The organism is Xanthomonas sp. LF07-6 (genome assembly GCF_034105445.1).
Lineage (GTDB): Bacteria > Pseudomonadota > Gammaproteobacteria > Xanthomonadales > Xanthomonadaceae > Xanthomonas_A > Xanthomonas_A sontii.
In genome coordinates this window covers 1,007,076-1,022,678 of sequence record NZ_JAXGGI010000001.1, presented here as the reverse complement: position 1 = coordinate 1,022,678, position 15,603 = coordinate 1,007,076, and the positions used below count along the sequence as shown (strand labels likewise).

The window sequence follows — 15,603 nt, the reverse complement described above, 5'->3', positions numbered from 1 at the left end:
AACTGAAAAAAGAAAGACGGGTGCGGCGGATGCCGCGGCCGGATCAGGCGAAGTGCGACAGCACCCCGGCGATGGTCGCGGTCATGAAGGTGGCGATCGAGCCGCCCAGCACCGCACGCAGGCCGAAGCGGGCCAGGTCGTGGCGGCGCTCGGGGGCCAGGCCGCCGATGCCGCCGATCTGGATCGCGATCGAGCTGAAGTTGGCGAAGCCGCACAGCGCGTAGGTGGCGACCAGCCGGCCTTCCGCGCTCAGGCTCACGCCCGGCACCTGGCCCTGGACGATACGCGACAGCTCGGTATACGCGACGAACTCGTTGATGACCACCTTCTGGCCGATCAGCGAACCGACCGTGGTCGCATCCGGCCACGGCGTGCCGATCACCCAGGCCACCGGCGCCAGCACGTAGCCGAAGATGGTGGACAGGTTGGTCGGGCGGCCGATCACGCTGGCCAGGCCGGTGACGTCGCCGATCCAGGTCAGTGGCGCATTGACCAGCGCGATCAGGGCGATGAACGCCAGCAGCATCGCGCCGATGTTCAGCGCCAGGCGCAGGCCGTCGCCGGCGCCGGCGGCGGCGGCATCGATCACGTTGCTGGTGGTCTTCTCCACTTCCATCTTGATCGTGCCGCGGGTCAGCGGCGTGCCGGTCTCCGGGATCAGCAGCTTGGCCACCACCAGCGTCGCCGGCGCGGCCATGATGCTGGCCGCCAGCAGATGCTTGGCATAGAACGCCTGCTGCGCCGGGTCGCCGCCGCCGAGCATGCCCACGTAGGCCGCCAGCACGCCGCCGGCGATGTGCGCCATGCCGCCGATCATCATCGTCAGCAGCTCGGACTCGGTCATGCGCGGGATGTACGGACGCACCGTCAGCGGCGCCTCGGTCTGGCCGATGAACACGCTGGCGCAGACGCTGGTGGTCTCGGCGCCGGACACGCGCATCACCTTGGTGATCGCCCAGGCCATCACCCGCACCACCGCCTGCATCACCCCCAGGTGGTACAGCACGCCCATCAGCGCGGAGAAGAAGATGATGGTCGGCAGCACCTGGAAGGCGAAGATGAAGCCGTAGGTCTTGGTGTCGAGTAGGCTGCCGAAGATGAAGCTGGAGCCTTCGTTGACGAAGCTCAGCACCTTGACGAACACCTGGCCGAGCCAGTCGAACACCTCACGGCCGCCCGGGACCAGCAGCACCAGCGAGGCGAACCCGATCTGCAGGACCAGGCCGGTCGCGACCAGCTTCCAGTCCACTGCCCGGCGGTTGTTGGAGAACAGCCAGGTGATCCCGATCAACACCGCCAAACCGAACAGGCCGAAGCCGATCCTTCCCAATCCCTCGACCATCTGCGTCCCCGGTCCCCGACCAAAGACGGGAAGCCTAGTGCAGGGGGTGACGGCCGGCAAGGCGAGCGGTGTTCAGTCGGGGATTCGGGAGTGGGGATTGGGGATTCGTAAGAGCAGGCGCCCCGCTGCCGCAGGTGCGGCGATGCCGACGGTGCCTCGCGGCAGCGCCGCTACACTGTGCGGCCGCCCGCCGGCCGTGCCGCGGGTTCGCTCAGCAGGAGGAGTTGCCATGCAATACCGTCGCCTCGGTGCCACCGGGCTGCAACTGTCGGCGCTGTCGTTCGGCGCCTGGATCAACTTCGGCGGGCAGACCGGCCGCGACGAAGCGCGCAACCTGATCGCCGCCGCCTGGGACCACGGCATCAACTTCTTCGACAACGCCGAGGTCTATGCGCACGGCCGCGCCGAGCAGGTGATGGGCGACGTGATCGCCGACCTGCGGCTGCCGCGCGACGGCTTCTGCGTGTCCAGCAAGGTCTACTTCGGCGCCGTCGAGTCGCCGCGCCCCACCCAGCGCGGGCTGTCGCGCAAGCACGTCACCGACGCCTGCCATGCCGCGCTCAAGCGCTTGCGGGTGGACTATCTGGATCTGTACTACTGCCACCGCCCCGATCCGGACACGCCGGTGGAGGAAACCGTGCGCGCGATGGACGCGCTGATCCGCCAGGGCAAGGTGCTGTACTGGGGCACCTCCGAGTGGCCGGCCGAGCGCATCCGCGAGGCGGCGCAGGTGGCGCGCGCGCTGGGCCTGCACGGGCCGTCGATGGAACAGCCGCAATACAACCTGCTGCACCGCGCGCGCGTGGAGCAGGAATACGCGCCGCTGTACGCCGAGCTCGGCCTGGGTACCACCATTTGGTCGCCGCTGGCCTCGGGTCTGCTGACCGGCAAGTACAACGACGGCATCGATCCGGCCTCGCGGCTGGGCCAGGAGCGTAATGCTTGGCTGCAGCAGGAGGTGATCGGGCCGCCGGCGCAGCGCCGCATCGAGCGCGCGCGCGCCTTCACCGCGCTGGCCGCGGCCGAGGGCGTGGCGCCGGCGTCGCTGGCGATCGCCTGGTGCCTGCGCAACCCGCACGTGTCCACGGTGATCCTCGGCGCCAGTCGGGTGTCGCAGCTGCTGGAGAACCTGGCCGCGCTGGAGCTGGCGGCGCGCGACGACGCGGCGTGGTGGGAACGGGTCGACGCCGCGGTGCGCTGACGACGGCATACGCTTGCGCCGCTGCAGTGCAGCGGTGGCGCGGCGGCGAAGGCGTCGATGTGTGGCGATCTTTAGAATCTTTCGTGGTCGGAGTTTCGATCGGGATTGCGAATCGAATCGGGCGAGAATGGGTCTTGATTAATTATTGAGAATCATTATCATCTCGATGCACCCCGTGGATGGAGTTCGATCATGACCGCTCAACCCGTGCTGTTGCGTCACCCCGAGACCCTGAGCCTGCGCGAGCGCACCGTGCCGCGCGCCGTGCCGGCCGAAGAAACCATCAGCAGCCAGGCGCTGCTCAAGGGCCGCCGCGAAGTGCTGATCCAGCACGGCGACCGCGTCTATCGTCTGCGCCACACCAGCAACGACAAGCTGATCCTGACCAAGTGATGCCCTCCGGCCACCGCGCGCGGCCGGTCTCCCCGCCCGATCTGCCGCCACCTGGCCCACGCCCTTGCGCGTCGGCCGCGGCCGCCTCGCAGTCGCGATCCTTCTCTCCCCCTCGGCCAGGCGCGGACCCCGCGCCGTGCCGGTCGAGGGTCTTCCGCGACCACCGATGCTCCCCATGTTCCGTACCGCCCCGCTCACCGGCGCGCTGTGGCTGGCCCTGGCCGCCGGCGCGCATGCCGCTCCTGTATCCGCCTCTGCCTCTGCCTCCGACGCTGACGACGCCGCCAGTGCGGCGGCGGCCATCCGCGATTTCGATCGCCTGCAGGTCACCGCCACGCGCACCCAGCGCGCCATCGTCGACGTACCCGGCAGCGTCGACGTGATCGACCGCGAACAGATGGACCGCGCACTGGTCCACGACCTGAAGGATCTGCTGCGCTATACGCCCGGCGTGTCCGCCACCGGCAACAGCGGCCGCTTCAGCGGCATCTCCGGCATCCGCATCCGCGGCCTGGACGGCAACCGCGTGCTGATCCAGACCGACGGCATCCCGGTCTCGGACACCTTCAGCTTCGGCAGCTACCTCAACGCCAACCGCAACTTCGTCGACATGGACACGCTCAAGCGCGTGGAGATCGTGCGCGGTCCGGCCAGCGCGCTGTACGGTTCGGATGCGCTGGGCGGGGTGGTCGCCTACGTCACCAAGGATCCGGCCGACTACCTGGCGCCGGGCAAGGACAGTTACGTCGGCCTGAAGTTCGGCTACGAGAGCGAGTGGAAGGGGTTGTTCGCCGGCGCGCTGGTCGCCTTCGGCGGCGACCGCTGGAGCGGCATGGCCGCGGTCAGCCATCGCCAGGGCCAGGAAAGCGAGACCCAGGGCGACAACCGCAGCATCGGCGCCGCCCGCACCGCGCCCAATCCGCTCAGCAGCGACGGCCGCAGCCTGCTCAGCAAGCTGGTCTACGCGCCCAGCGCCAATCAGCGCTTCAAGCTGACCGTCGAAGGCAACGAGGACTACTCGCGCATCGATGCGCTGAGCAACGTCACCGCCAGCATCCTCTCGCAGCGCGGCCGCGACCATCAGACCCGCGCCCGCGTGTCGCTGGCACACGAGGTGGACCAGCTCGACACGCTGCTCGCCGACGACCTGCAGTGGCAGCTGTACCGCCAGGATAGCCAGAGCCTGCAGCGCACCGACGAACGCCGCAGCAACGGCACGCTGCGGCACATGGAGCACGACTTCGACCAGCGCCTGTACGGACTGCAGGCGAATCTGCACAAGCGGGTCGATCAGGGGCGCATCGTGCACGACATCAGCTACGGCATCGACCTGTCGCACACCGACACCCACGAAAAACGCGACGGCCGCACGCTGAACCTGCGCACCGGCACGATCAGCAAGACCGTGGGCATGGAAACCTTCCCGGTCCGCGACTTCCCGATCACCGAGACGCGCAAGGCCGGCGCCTACCTGCAGGACGAGATCGCGCTGGCCGAGGGCCGCTTCAGCCTGACGCCTGCGCTGCGTGCCGACTATTACCGGCTGTCGCCGCAGGTCGATGCGATCTTCGCTACCGACAATCCCGGCGTGGCGGCGAAGAAGATCAGCGATCGCAACGTCTCGCCCAAGCTCGGCGCGATCTGGCGCCTGGACGACGCCTGGTCGTTGTACGCCAACTACGCGCACGGCTTCCGCGCGCCGCCCTACAACGACGTCAATATCGGCTTCACCAACCTGCTCATCGGCTACACCGCGATCGCCAATCCCGACCTGAAGCCGGAGACCAGTCGCGGCGCGGAGTTGGGCGTGCGCTACGCCGGTCCGGCGGTCTACGCCGGCCTGAGCGCCTACCGCAACGCCTATCGCGACTTCATCGAGTCCTACCGCTTCGTCGGCTTCAACGCCGACGGCTTGATGCTGTATCAATCGCGCAACGTCGACCGGGTGACCATCCGTGGCGTGGAGGCCAAGGCCGGTGTCGACGTCGGCGCACTCGATGCGCGCTGGGCTGGCTGGTCGCTGCAGGCCAGCGCGGCCTATGCGCGTGGCGACAACCGCACCGACGGCACGCCGCTCAATTCGGTGGATCCGCTGCGCGGCGTGCTCGGCCTGGGCTACGACCGCAACACCTGGGGCGCGCAACTGGTCGCCACCGCGGTGGCGAAGAAGCGCCGGCCGGAACTGCCGAGCTACTACACGCCGGCCGGCTACGCGACGCTGGACCTGCTCGCACACTGGCACTTCACCGAAGGCGCGCGGCTCGACGTCGGCGTGTTCAACCTGGCCGACCGCCGCTACATCGACTGGAACATGCTGCCCGGCGCGACCCTGGCCCGCAGCAGCGTGCTCGACCGCTACACCGGCGCCGGGCGCAACGTCTCGGTCAGCCTGGCGCTGGACTGGTAGCGGCGGATGCGCACGGCCGCGCCAGCGCGTACCGGCCCGGAGCGGATCGCCGCGCCGCTGCCGCGCCCGGCGCAGCTGGCCGCACTGGGCACGGTGTTGTGCCTGTACCGCGCCCACACCGGCGCCGAACTGATCGGCTGGCGCCACGCCTGCAGCGTGGCCGCGCACCTGGACGTGGACAGCGATGGCGTGCTGGAGAGCCTGCGCTTCTACGACCGCCAACACCAATGCTGCTGGCGCCTGTACCTGCTGCCCGACAGCGATTTCGTCGCATGGGACATGCTGCTGTCGGCGCTGCCCGCGGCGCAGGACGCCGCCGATGGCGGCGTCGCCGAGCGACTGTGGCGGCGCGTCGCCGGCCGCCTGCGCGGCGATGGCTGGCATGCGCGGGCGCTGCGCCTGCACGCGGCCGATGGCGTGCTGGCGGCCAGCGTCGCCGGCGTGTCGCCGCTCGGTGCCAGCATCGCCCGCCGCATCGCGCGCCTGGAGGCGGCCGAGGGCGACGTGCTGGTCGACGACTGCTGTTGCGCCCGCGCCGGACGCCCTGCGCCGCGCCCCGATCCCGACCGGCCGTGGCCGCTGCTGCGGTTGTGAGCGTTCGCTGGTGTTTCCTCGTTTCCCGTCACTACCCACACACCTCTCGATGATGAAAGCCACGCCTCTGTTCTTCGCCCTGCTGCTTGCCGGCAACCTTCCCGTTCATGCCGAAACCGCCGACCCGGCGCGCGACCGTGCCAGCATCCTGGCGATGCAGGGCGAGTACACGGTGGCGTTCGCCTTCGACGAGACCGTGCTGCTGCAGCCTGGCTACACGCGCGCCGCGCCAATGCGCAGCGGTGGCGACGAGGTGGTGATCGTGGTCGAGGACAGCCCGCGCAAGGTGGTGCTGCAGCACCTGCTGGTGGAGCCCAAGAGCGGTCACGTGACCAAGCACTGGCGCCAGGACTGGATCTACGAGGCGCCGCAACGCTTCGAGTTCAGCGCCGACCAGACCTGGCAGGTGCGCCCGCTCGACGCCGCGACCACCCGCGGCGCCTGGACCCAGTGCGTGTACGAGGTCAGCGACGCGCCGCGCTACTGCGGCACCGGGCGCTGGGACTACGCCGATGGCCATCCGACCTGGACCAGCGACCTGAGCTGGCGTCCGTTGCCGCGCCGCGAGTACACCAAGCGCAGCGACTACAACGCGCTGGCGGTGATCAACCGGCACACGCTGACCCCGGCCGGCTGGACCCACGAGCAGTTCAACACCAAGGTGCTGCGCAAGCCCGATGGCAGCCAGCAGGCCATCGCCCGCGAATTCGGCTTCAACGACTACGTCAAGACCACGACCGTGGATTTCGCACCGGCCTACGCCTACTGGAAGGCCACCCAGGGCTACTGGGCCAGGGTGCGCGCGCGCTGGGACGGCCTGCTCGGCAAGCCGCCGGGCGTGCAGCTGAAGACCAAAGTCGACGGCATGGCGATCATCGTGCCGCTGTTCGGCCAGGCCGAGGCGGTGCAGCAGGGCAAGCCGGTCAGCGATGCGCAACTCGATGCGGTGTTCGCGCAATGGACCGCGCCGGCACCGGCCGCGCGCTGAGGCCAGCGCCGGCAACACAGCCAGGGTGGGGAAGGCGGCCGGGATGGCGCGTTCCCCTTTTTCTTGCGTGTGTCGCGTCGCCGAAGATGGTGCTTGGTGCTGGCAGGCGCGTAGATCGCGGCTCACGCTCTGAGCCGCAGGTGCGCCAACGGAGGCAAGGCGACGCAAGGCCGGCGCCAGCACGGCGCCGCGCGGGATTCTCAGCGTCCCGCGTCGTGCGCGCGTGTGGTCGTCGCCGGTGCGGGCGGCGGCGTTGGCGATGACGCGTCACCCGTGGAGGCGGACATCACCTGCTCGATCCACGGCAGATAGCGCGACACGCGCACGGCGTGCACGATCTGGCCGTAAAGACCCTGCACGAAGGGACGATCCGCGGTCCAGGTCGCCCAGAACGGATGGTCCGGCGGATAGTTGCCCCACGACGCCAGTCCGATCAGTTGCCGCGCGTCGCCGGTGCCAATCAGCAAGGGGCCGCCGCTGTCGCCGCTGCCGGTGATGCCTTCCAACGGCAGGGCGGCCGGGGGCGCGTCGAAGCGATACGAGAGGTAGCGTGGGTCGGCGCCGACGATCGTGTTGAACGCATGGCGCAGCACGCCGCGATGGGCGCCGTGGGGATCCTGGCCGGCGTTGCCGTCGCCGGTGGCGCCCTTACCGATCAGTTCGGCGGTCATCCCCACCTCGCCGCCGCCGCGGTACAGCGCGGCCGGCGCCACGCCCGTTACCGGCGTGGCCAGCTCGATCAGCGCAATATCGTCGGAGGCGGCCAGAAACGCGTAGAACTTGGCGAAGTCGCGCGAGGCCAGCGCCTCCTGCACCAGCGCATCGGGCGGCTTGCGGTAGCCGGGATGGAGGACGACGCGCCTGATCCTGTACGCCACGCCGCCGATGGACACCTCCTGGTCCATACCGGGCATTTGCATCGGCGTCGCGTGCGCGGCGGTGACGACCCACTGCGGCGCGATCAGCACGCCGTGTCCTTCGCCGGGCAGGTCGGCCAGTGCAGGGAATGCCGCCGCCGGGATCCGATAGCGCGCTTCCTCCAGGTCCGCCCTGACCACCACGGCGCCGGCCGTGTTGGCGATGGCCAGCAGGCAACAGGCGACAATCCATTTCATGTGGTTCTCCTTTCGATGCAGCGTGATCTTACCCATGGCGCGGCACGCATCGCTCCCGTCGTCGCGGCAGACCGCCGCCGAGGGCCGGTGGCGACCGCATCGCGTCCGCGCAGCCCGCGGCGCTCTTCCAAATCCCCAGTCCCGGCTCCACTCAGTTCTCGCGCAGCGCCAGCGCCGGCGGCGTGCGCAGGATGCGGCGGGTGCCGGACCAGCCGGCGAGCAGGCTCAGCGCCACGCCACCGAGGCCGCCGAGCAGCAGCGCCGGCCACGGCGGCGACAGCGCGAGGTCGAAGGCCTGCTTGGCCACCACCACGCCGATGATCGCCGCCGCGCCCACCGCGAGCAGCGCGGCGAGCAGGCCGAGCGCGCCGAACTCCACCAGCACCGCGCCGCGCAATTGCCCACGCCGCGCGCCCAGGGTGCGCAGCACTGCGCTGTCGTAACGACGCTCGCCGGCAGTGGCCTGCAGGGCGGCCAACAGCACCAGCGCGCCGGCCAGCAGGCTGAAGCCCATCACCAGTTGCACCGCCTGGGCGACGCGGTCGATGACCTCGCGCACGCGCTGCAGGATCGCGTCGATGTCCAGCAGCGACACGTTCGGATAGGCGCGGCTGAGTCCGCTCAGTTGCGCGGCCGAGGCGCGCGGCAGGTGGAAGGCGGAGATCAGGTTGTACGGGGCATCCTGCACCGCACCGGCGTTGAGCAGCAGGAAGAAGTTGACCCGGAACGAATCCCAGTCGGCCTTGCGCACATTGGTGACGGTGAAACTGCGCTGCTGGTCGCCGAGCAGCAGGGTGATGCGGTCGCCGAGCTTGAGCCCGTAGCGCTGCGCCCAGCCTTCCTCCACCGAGGCCTCGGCGGCGGTGCTGTCGGCGGCCCAGAAGCGTCCGGACAGCAGCCGGTTGGCGGCGGGGAACTCGTGCCGCCAGGAGAAGTTGATCGGCCGGTCGCTGCCGTCGCCATCGTCCTCCGGACCCTGCTCGCGGCGTTGCGGCGGCTTGCCGTTGATCGCCACCAGCTTGCCGGTGCTGAACGGCTCGACCGCCGCATCGGCGACGCCGAGCCTGCGCAAGGTGCCGAGCACCTGCTCGGCCTGGTCGGGCTGGATGTTCATCAGGAAGTAGTTCGGCGTGTCCGCCGGCAGCCGGTCGCGCCACTGCCCGAGCAGGCCGGGGCCGATCACCGCCAGCAACAGCAAGGCGCACAGCGACAGCGACAGGCCTACCAGTTGCACCACGCTCAGTGCGCGGCGCCGGGTCAGCGCCGCCAGGCCCAGCTTCCATGGCCCGCGCAGCTGTCCCTGCAGTCGCCGCAGTACCGCCAGCAGCACGCCGCCGACCGCCGCGGCCAGCGCCGCCAGCAGGGTCAGGCCGCCCAGCACCCAGGCCGCCAGCACGCCGTCGCCGGTGGCGTAGACCGCCAGCACCACGGTGGCGACCAGGGCCGCGGCGTAGACCAGCAGTGAGGTTGGCGGCAGCGCGGCGAAGCTGCGGTTGAGCACGCGCATCGGCGGCACGTCGCGCAGGCGCAGCAGCGGCGGCAGGCCGAAGCCGAGCAGCAGCAGCAGGCCGATGCCGGCGCCGGCCAGCGCCGGGGTCGCCTGCGGCAAGGGCAGGCGGTCGGGAATCAGGCTGCCCAGCGCTTCGACCAAGCCGACCTGCGCCAGCATGCCCAGGCCCACGCCGAGCGCGCAGGCGGGGATCGCCAGCAGCAGCAACTGCACCGCCAGCGCACCGAGGATGTCGCGCTGGCGCGCGCCCAGGCAGCGCAAGACCGCGACCTGATCGATGCGACGCAGGGCGAAGCGGTTGGCGGCCAGCGCGGTGGCGACGCCGGCCAGCAGCACCGCCAGCAACGCGGCCAGGGCCAGGAAGCGCCCGGCGCGGTCGAAGGCGCCACGTACGCCGCGCTGGGTGTCCTCGATGCCGACCAGGCGGTAGGCCTTGGCGCGTGGCGCCAGCCATTCGCGCAGGGCGGCGATCTCGCCAGGCGCACCGGCGAACATCAGTCGATAGGAAGCGCGGCTGCCAGGGCCGAGCAGGCCGGCGGCATCGACGTCGGCGCGGTTCACCAGCAGCGGCGGCGACAACTGCATCAGTTCGCCGGAGGCATCCGGTTCGGCGCGCAGCACCCGGGTCACGCGCAGCGTGCCGGCGCCGAACTCCAGCGCATCGCCGAGCTTCAGCCCCAGCGCTTCGAGCAGGCGCGGATCGGCATAGGCTTCTCCGCGCGGCGGCGGACCGGCGCGTTCACTGCCGGCGCCGACGGTGTCGCGCGCGACCAGCAACTCGCCGCGCAGCGGATAGCCCGTGCCCACCGCCTTGATGTTGGCCATCTGGCTGGCGTCGCCATGGAACAGCACGCTGGGGAAACTGACCATGCGCGTGCTGCGCAGGCCGCGCCGCTGCGCCTCCTCGGCGAAGGCGGCAGGAATGTCCTGGCGCCCGCTGACGCCGAGGTCGCCGCCGATCACCTCGGCGGCGCTGCCGGTCAGCGCCAGGGTCACCCGGTCGACCAGGGTGCCGACCGCGGTCATCACCGCCACGCCCAGCACCAGCGCGGCGAACACGGTCAGCAGATCGCCGGCGAACAGCTCGCGGCGCAGTGCGCGCGCGGCGTGGCGCAGCACGTTCATGCGGCATCCGCCGCGTCGGCGGCGCGCAGGCGGCCGCCGTCGAGCCGGTAGCGGTGTTCGCAGCGTTGCGCCAGGCGCATGTCGTGGGTGACCAGCACCAGGGTGGTGTCGCTGCCTTCGTTGAGCGCGAACAGCAGGTCGCTGATCTGTTGTCCGGTGGCCTGGTCGAGGCTGCCGGTGGGCTCGTCGGCGAACAGGATCCGCGGCCGCGCCACGAACGCGCGCGCCAGCGCCACGCGCTGCTGCTCGCCGCCGGACAGTTGCCGCGGGTAGTGCCGCGCCCGCGCGCTCAGCCCGACCGCCTCCAGCACCTCGCGCACCCGCGCCGGATCCTCGCGTCCGGCCAGTTCCAGCGGCAGGGCGATGTTCTCGGCCGCGGTCAGCGACGGCAGCAGGTGAAAGCTCTGGAAGACGAAGCCGACCTCGCGCGCGCGCAGCGCGGCGCGCGCTTCCTCGTCCAGTGCATTGAGCGACTGCCCGGCCAGCACGATCTCCCCGCGCGTGGGCAGGTCGAGGCCGGCCAGCAAGCCGAGCAGGGTGGTCTTGCCGGAGCCGGAGGCGCCGACGATGGCCACGCTGTCGCCTTCACCGATGGTCAATCCAACCTTGTCGAGAATGTGGACCGTACCCTCCGGTCCGCTGACGGATTTGCCGACATCGCGTACGTCGATGGCGATGCTGGCGCGAAGCGTGGGGGCCTGACTGTCGATGAGGGAATCTCCAATGCGTGGCGACGAGACGAGAAGCAAGCGGGCCTGGATGCGCCGCGCCTGGCTGCTGCTGGCATGGTGGGTGCTGCTGCCCGCCATCGCCTGTGCCAAAGGTGCGACGGGGCCGGTGCTGGTGCTCGGCGACAGCCTCAGCGCGGCGCACAACATCCCGGTGCAGTCCGGCTGGGTGGCCTTGCTGGACAAGCGCCTGCAACAACAGATGCGGGCGCCACCGGCGGTGGTCAATGCCAGCATCAGCGGCGAGACCTCGTCCGGCGCGCTGACCCGCCTGCCGGCGCTGCTGCAGAAGCATCGGCCGTCGGTGGTGGTCATCGAACTGGGCGGCAACGACGCATTGCGCGGGCTGAGCCCGGCCGAACTGCGTGGCAACCTGGAGAAGATGATCGTGCTGAGCCGTGACGCCGGTGCGAAGGTGCTGTTGCTGGGCATCGATGTGCCGCCGAACTACGGACCGGGCTACCGGCAGCGCCTGCGCGCGGTCTATGCGGACCTGGCCAGGCAGTACCGGACGGGCCTGCTGCCGTTCCTGCTGGAGGGCGTGGCGATGAACCCGTCGCTGATGCAGGGCGATGGCCTGCACCCCACCGCGGCGGCCCAGCCCAAGGTGCTGGATAATGTCTGGCCTCAGCTCAAGCCATTGATTACGCAGTAATTTTTTTGTCGCTCAGGCAGATGAAGCGGTCTTCACGCCGCCACCACCGCACATCCGGCATGTTTCACAAAGCTGAAGACTGAGGAAGCGTTATGCGTCAGACCAAGGAAACATCCGGGCTCGTGCTGGTCGTGGAGGACAACCGCAATATTTCCGAGATGATCGGCGAGTACCTGGAAGGCCGCGGGTTCGAAGTGGATTACGCCTGCGACGGCCTGGACGGCTACCGCCTGGCGGCGGAGAACAGCTACGACGTGGTGGTGCTGGACCTGATGCTGCCGCGTCTGGACGGCATCGAAGTGTGCCGCCGCCTGCGCAACGACGCGCGCAAGTCGACCCCGGTGCTGATGCTGACCGCGCGCGACACGCTCGACGACAAGCTCACCGGCCTGGGTTTCGGTGCCGACGACTACCTGACCAAGCCGTTCGCGATCCAGGAACTGGAGGCGCGCCTGCGTGCGTTGATCCGCCGCGAGCGCCGCCAGGTCGGCTCGGAAGTGCTGAAGGTGGCTGATCTGGTGCTGGATCCGGTGAGCATGCGTGCCACCCGCGCCGGCACCGAGCTGCAGCTCTCGCCGATCGGCCTGCGCCTGCTGACCATCCTGATGCGCGAATCGCCGCGCGTGGTCACCCGCCAGGAAATCGAGCGCGAGATCTGGGGCAACGGCCTGCCGGACTCGGACACCCTGCGCAGCCATCTGTACAACCTGCGCAAGATCATCGACAAGCCGTTCGACCGCCCGCTGCTGCACACCGTGCAGAGCGCCGGTTACCGCATCGCCGACATCGCCCAGCCGATGAGCTGAGGCGGCGCCCGATCGTGGATGCAACGCGGCCCCGCTGAACGGGGCCGCTTGCACGAAAGGCTCACGATCGGCCTTCCTATAATCGCGGCAACGATCACGGATGCCGTATGCCGCACGGGTTGCCGCGCAAACTTCGCCTCGCCCTGATCGCCCGCATCGTGTTTGCGGGCTGCGTCGTCACGCTTGCCAGTTATCTGGTGGTCGCGATCGTGCAGCACTCGCTGGTCGGCTCGATCCTGAAGCAGGAGGCGCGCTACTACTGGCGCCTGCGCGCGCAGTTGCCGCAGCAACCACCGCCCAACAGCCACAGCCTGCGCGGTTATCTGTTGCCGGCCGGGCAATCCGATGCGGCGGTGCCTGCCGACCTGCGCGGGTTGGCGCCAGGCCTGCACGAGGATCGCCCCGGCGGCGAGATGGTGCTGGTCGACCAGACCGAGAGCGGGCGCCTGTACCTGGTGTTTTTGCGCGCACCGGCGCAGCGGCTGGCGTTCTGGTTCGGCGTGGTGCCGACGTTGCTCACCCTGATCGCGGTGCTGGTGGTGGCCTGGCTGACCTGGCGGGTGTCGCGGCGCTTGCTGTCGCCGATGAACTGGCTGGCGCGGCGGGTCTCGCGTTGGGATCCGCGGCATCCAGCCGCCGCCGAACTGGCCCCGGAAAACCTGCCGACCGACGTACAGGGCGAGGCGCGGCAACTGGCCGCCGCCCTGCATGCGCTGGCCCTGCGCGTCACCGACCACGTCGCCCGCGAACGCAACTTCACCCGCGATGCCAGCCACGAGCTGCGCACCCCGCTGACGGTGATCCGCGTCGCCACCGACATCGCCATGACCGAGCAGGAACTGCCGCCGCGCCTGCACCGCAGCCTGCAGCGCATCCAGCGCGCCGGCCGCGACATGGAGGCGGTGATCGACGCCTTCCTCATCCTGGCGCGGGAAGCGGACGTGGTGCCGCAGAGCGAACTCTTCGAGATCGCCGACGTGGTCGAGTACGAGGCCGAGAACGCGCGCGAACTGCTGATCGGCAAGCCGGTGACCCTGAGCGTGCGCGTGCTGGCCTCGGCGACATTGCATGCGCCGCCGCGCGTGCTGCACGTGGTGGTCAGCAACCTGCTGCGCAACGCCTGCAGCTACACCGACGCCGGGCGCATCGAGGTCGAGGTCGAGGCCGACCGCATCCGCATCCGCGACACCGGCATCGGCATGTCCGAGGACGCTTTGCGGCACGCCTTCGAGCCGTTCTTCCGTGCCGAGCCGGAGCGCCCGCAAGGCACCGGGCTGGGCCTGTCGATCGTGCGCCGGCTGTGCGACCGTTTCGGTTGGCAGGTGGCCCTGGAAAGCGCCGAGGGCGGCGGCATTCTTGCGACCGTGCGGTTCCCGCCGGTCACGTGAGCGCCCGCGCACGGCGGCGCGGGCGCGTCACGGTTCAATCCTTCAGGTACGGACGCACGGTGTCGCGCCACAGCGCGTAGCCGGCCGCGTTCATGTGCAACTTGTCCGGTCCGAACAGCTCGGCGCGCGGCTGCCCGTCGGCGCCCAGCATCGGCGTGTACACGTCGACGAACTGCACCTGCTTCAGGCCGGCTGCGGCCTTGCGGATCAGCGCGTTGGCCTCGGCCATCTTCGGCATCAGCGCCGCGCGCGAGGGGCTGGGCTTGATCGACAGATAGACGATGCGGGTCTTGGGCAGGTCGCGGTGCACGCGGGTCGCGAAGGCCACGAAGTCATCGCGCACCTGCTGCGGGCTGCGGCCGCTGTTGAGGTCGTTGTCGCCGGCGTAGAACACGATCAGGCGTGGCTTGTACGGCACCACGATGCGGTCGGCATACCAGGTGCTGTCGCGGATCTCCGAGCCGCCGAAGCCGCGGTTGAGCGTCTGCACGCCCGGAAAATCCGTGGCCAGCGAGGTCCAGAAGCGGATCGAGGAACTGCCGACGAACAGCACGCCACCGGGTTTGACCGGATGCGCGGCATCGTCCTTGGCGAAACGCGCCATGTCCTCTTCCCAGGCGGCATTGGAGACCTGGTCGGGCACGCTGGGCGGCGGGGGTGGGGTGAGCGCCAGTGCCGGCGACAGGCCCAGCAGGGACAGACTGAACAGACTCAGGGCGAGCAGCGGTGCGCGCAGCGGCGAACGGGGCATGACGCCTCCTCGAAGCAAGGGGATCGGCGATGGTGCCGCAGGCACGACATGCAGGCAAATCCGCGGCGATGCCGGCGGTGCTGCGGGGCTTGTGGCAAAATTGCCGCCTATCCCGCTGCGCCTTGCCCATGACCGATTCCTTCCGGCCGTCGTCGTCGCGTCCCCGTTCCCTGGGGCGGGGCTGAGCCGTGGCCGACCAGTTCGGGCATCTGCCGCGCGGGCCGCGCCGCATGCTGATGGCGGCGCGTTGGTCCTGGCAGGGCTTGCGCGCGGCTTGGCTGCACGAATCCTCCTTCCGCCTGGAGGTGTGTCTGTTCCTGATCCTGGCACCGCTGGCGCTGTGGCTGGGGCAGGGGCCCGTGCAGCAGGTGCTGATGATCGGCTCGCTGCTGCTGGTGCTGGCGGTGGAACTGCTCAATTCGGCGATCGAAGCGGTGATCGAGCGCTACGGCCCCGAGCATCACGAACTGGCCGGGCGCGCCAAGGACATGGGCTCGGCCGCGGTCTTCGTGATGCTGGCCAACGTGGTGCTGTGCTGGGGCCTGATCCTGCTGCCGCGCCTGCTGTGATCGCCGCCCGTTTCTTCTTCCGTTAAAGGAT

At 70.0% G+C, this 15,603-nt stretch carries 14 protein-coding genes; 9 read left to right on the top strand and 5 right to left on the bottom strand.

The window, feature by feature from the left end; all coding sequences use genetic code 11:
- Nucleotides 1-43: 43 nt before the first annotated feature.
- On the bottom strand, nucleotides 44-1,342 hold the full coding sequence (locus tag SLW56_RS04455) for a nucleoside transporter C-terminal domain-containing protein (protein ID WP_267093521.1): 1,299 nt from the start codon (nucleotides 1,340-1,342) through the stop codon (nucleotides 44-46).
- A 229-nt stretch (nucleotides 1,343-1,571) separates the two neighbouring features.
- On the opposite strand from SLW56_RS04455, the gene SLW56_RS04450 reads away from it, so the two are divergent.
- The 5 genes from SLW56_RS04450 (at nucleotide 1,572) to SLW56_RS04430 (ending at nucleotide 6,925) form a co-directional block, all read left to right on the top strand.
- Entirely contained in the window at nucleotides 1,572-2,543 is a 972-nt protein-coding gene (locus SLW56_RS04450; RefSeq protein WP_152238307.1) for an aldo/keto reductase, read from the top strand.
- Between the two features lie 192 nt (nucleotides 2,544-2,735).
- Nucleotides 2,736-2,936 carry a hemin uptake protein HemP gene (locus tag SLW56_RS04445; RefSeq protein ID WP_017907561.1) on the top strand — a complete coding sequence of 67 codons (201 nt, stop codon included), beginning with the start codon at nucleotides 2,736-2,738 and terminating at the stop codon, nucleotides 2,934-2,936.
- 175 nt (nucleotides 2,937-3,111) lie between these two features.
- On the top strand, nucleotides 3,112-5,343 hold the full coding sequence (locus tag SLW56_RS04440; protein WP_320694383.1) for a TonB-dependent hemoglobin/transferrin/lactoferrin family receptor: 2,232 nt from the start codon (nucleotides 3,112-3,114) through the stop codon (nucleotides 5,341-5,343).
- Between the two features lie 6 nt (nucleotides 5,344-5,349).
- On the top strand, nucleotides 5,350-5,937 hold the full coding sequence (locus SLW56_RS04435) for a Hemin transport protein (protein ID WP_267093524.1): 588 nt from the start codon (nucleotides 5,350-5,352) through the stop codon (nucleotides 5,935-5,937).
- Between the two features lie 49 nt (nucleotides 5,938-5,986).
- A complete protein-coding gene (locus tag SLW56_RS04430) occupies nucleotides 5,987-6,925 on the top strand; it encodes a DUF6607 family protein (protein WP_295907925.1) in 939 nt (312 codons plus the stop codon).
- 200 nt (nucleotides 6,926-7,125) lie between these two features.
- On the opposite strand, the gene SLW56_RS04425 is transcribed toward SLW56_RS04430, so the two are convergent.
- The 3 genes from SLW56_RS04425 to SLW56_RS04415 form a co-directional block, all read right to left on the bottom strand.
- Nucleotides 7,126-8,040 (bottom strand): trypsin-like serine protease, encoded by a 915-nt coding sequence (locus tag SLW56_RS04425; protein ID WP_295907950.1) that lies wholly within the window; start codon nucleotides 8,038-8,040, stop codon nucleotides 7,126-7,128.
- Nucleotides 8,041-8,191: 151 nt separating this feature from the next.
- Entirely contained in the window at nucleotides 8,192-10,675 is a 2,484-nt protein-coding gene (locus tag SLW56_RS04420) for an FtsX-like permease family protein (RefSeq protein WP_295907927.1), read from the bottom strand.
- A complete protein-coding gene (locus SLW56_RS04415; RefSeq protein WP_152180359.1) occupies nucleotides 10,672-11,274 on the bottom strand; it encodes an ATP-binding cassette domain-containing protein in 603 nt (200 codons plus the stop codon). Before SLW56_RS04415 ends, SLW56_RS04420 begins: the two co-directional genes overlap by 4 nt.
- A 160-nt stretch (nucleotides 11,275-11,434) precedes the next feature.
- On the opposite strand from SLW56_RS04415, the gene SLW56_RS04410 reads away from it, so the two are divergent.
- From SLW56_RS04410 to SLW56_RS04400, 3 genes are all read left to right on the top strand, one after another.
- Nucleotides 11,435-12,058, top strand: coding sequence for an arylesterase (locus SLW56_RS04410; protein ID WP_267100005.1), 624 nt, complete (start codon nucleotides 11,435-11,437; stop codon nucleotides 12,056-12,058).
- Nucleotides 12,059-12,150: 92 nt separating this feature from the next.
- Nucleotides 12,151-12,864: a response regulator transcription factor gene (locus SLW56_RS04405; protein ID WP_003481607.1), complete on the top strand. Its 714-nt coding sequence runs from the start codon at nucleotides 12,151-12,153 to the stop codon at nucleotides 12,862-12,864.
- Nucleotides 12,865-12,971: 107 nt separating this feature from the next.
- Nucleotides 12,972-14,252, top strand: coding sequence for a HAMP domain-containing sensor histidine kinase (locus SLW56_RS04400; RefSeq protein WP_295907934.1), 1,281 nt, complete (start codon nucleotides 12,972-12,974; stop codon nucleotides 14,250-14,252).
- A gap of 34 nt (nucleotides 14,253-14,286) precedes the next feature.
- Here the strand turns inward: SLW56_RS04400 and SLW56_RS04395 are convergent, their stop codons facing one another.
- The gene (locus tag SLW56_RS04395; RefSeq protein ID WP_152236703.1) at nucleotides 14,287-15,003 is read right to left on the bottom strand and encodes an SGNH/GDSL hydrolase family protein; all 717 of its coding nucleotides are present in this window, start codon (nucleotides 15,001-15,003) and stop codon (nucleotides 14,287-14,289) included.
- A gap of 188 nt (nucleotides 15,004-15,191) precedes the next feature.
- On the opposite strand from SLW56_RS04395, the gene SLW56_RS04390 reads away from it, so the two are divergent.
- Entirely contained in the window at nucleotides 15,192-15,572 is a 381-nt protein-coding gene (locus SLW56_RS04390; protein WP_010342212.1) for a diacylglycerol kinase, read from the top strand.
- The last annotated feature ends 31 nt before the right edge of the window (nucleotides 15,573-15,603 follow it).

Bases quoted from the DNA above. Each gene is read 5' to 3' on its own strand.
- SLW56_RS04455 (WP_267093521.1), bottom strand. From the start codon at position 1,342: ATGGTCGAGGGATTGGGAAGGATCGGCTTCGGCCTGTTCGGTTTGGCG.
- SLW56_RS04450 (WP_152238307.1), top strand. From the start codon at position 1,572: ATGCAATACCGTCGCCTCGGTGCCACCGGGCTGCAACTGTCGGCGCTG.
- SLW56_RS04445 (WP_017907561.1), top strand. From the start codon at position 2,736: ATGACCGCTCAACCCGTGCTGTTGCGTCACCCCGAGACCCTGAGCCTG.
- SLW56_RS04440 (WP_320694383.1), top strand. From the start codon at position 3,112: ATGTTCCGTACCGCCCCGCTCACCGGCGCGCTGTGGCTGGCCCTGGCC.
- SLW56_RS04435 (WP_267093524.1), top strand. From the start codon at position 5,350: ATGCGCACGGCCGCGCCAGCGCGTACCGGCCCGGAGCGGATCGCCGCG.
- SLW56_RS04430 (WP_295907925.1), top strand. From the start codon at position 5,987: ATGATGAAAGCCACGCCTCTGTTCTTCGCCCTGCTGCTTGCCGGCAAC.
- SLW56_RS04425 (WP_295907950.1), bottom strand. From the start codon at position 8,040: ATGAAATGGATTGTCGCCTGTTGCCTGCTGGCCATCGCCAACACGGCC.
- SLW56_RS04420 (WP_295907927.1), bottom strand. From the start codon at position 10,675: ATGAACGTGCTGCGCCACGCCGCGCGCGCACTGCGCCGCGAGCTGTTC.
- SLW56_RS04410 (WP_267100005.1), top strand. From the start codon at position 11,435: ATGCGCCGCGCCTGGCTGCTGCTGGCATGGTGGGTGCTGCTGCCCGCC.
- SLW56_RS04405 (WP_003481607.1), top strand. From the start codon at position 12,151: ATGCGTCAGACCAAGGAAACATCCGGGCTCGTGCTGGTCGTGGAGGAC.
- SLW56_RS04400 (WP_295907934.1), top strand. From the start codon at position 12,972: ATGCCGCACGGGTTGCCGCGCAAACTTCGCCTCGCCCTGATCGCCCGC.
- SLW56_RS04395 (WP_152236703.1), bottom strand. From the start codon at position 15,003: ATGCCCCGTTCGCCGCTGCGCGCACCGCTGCTCGCCCTGAGTCTGTTC.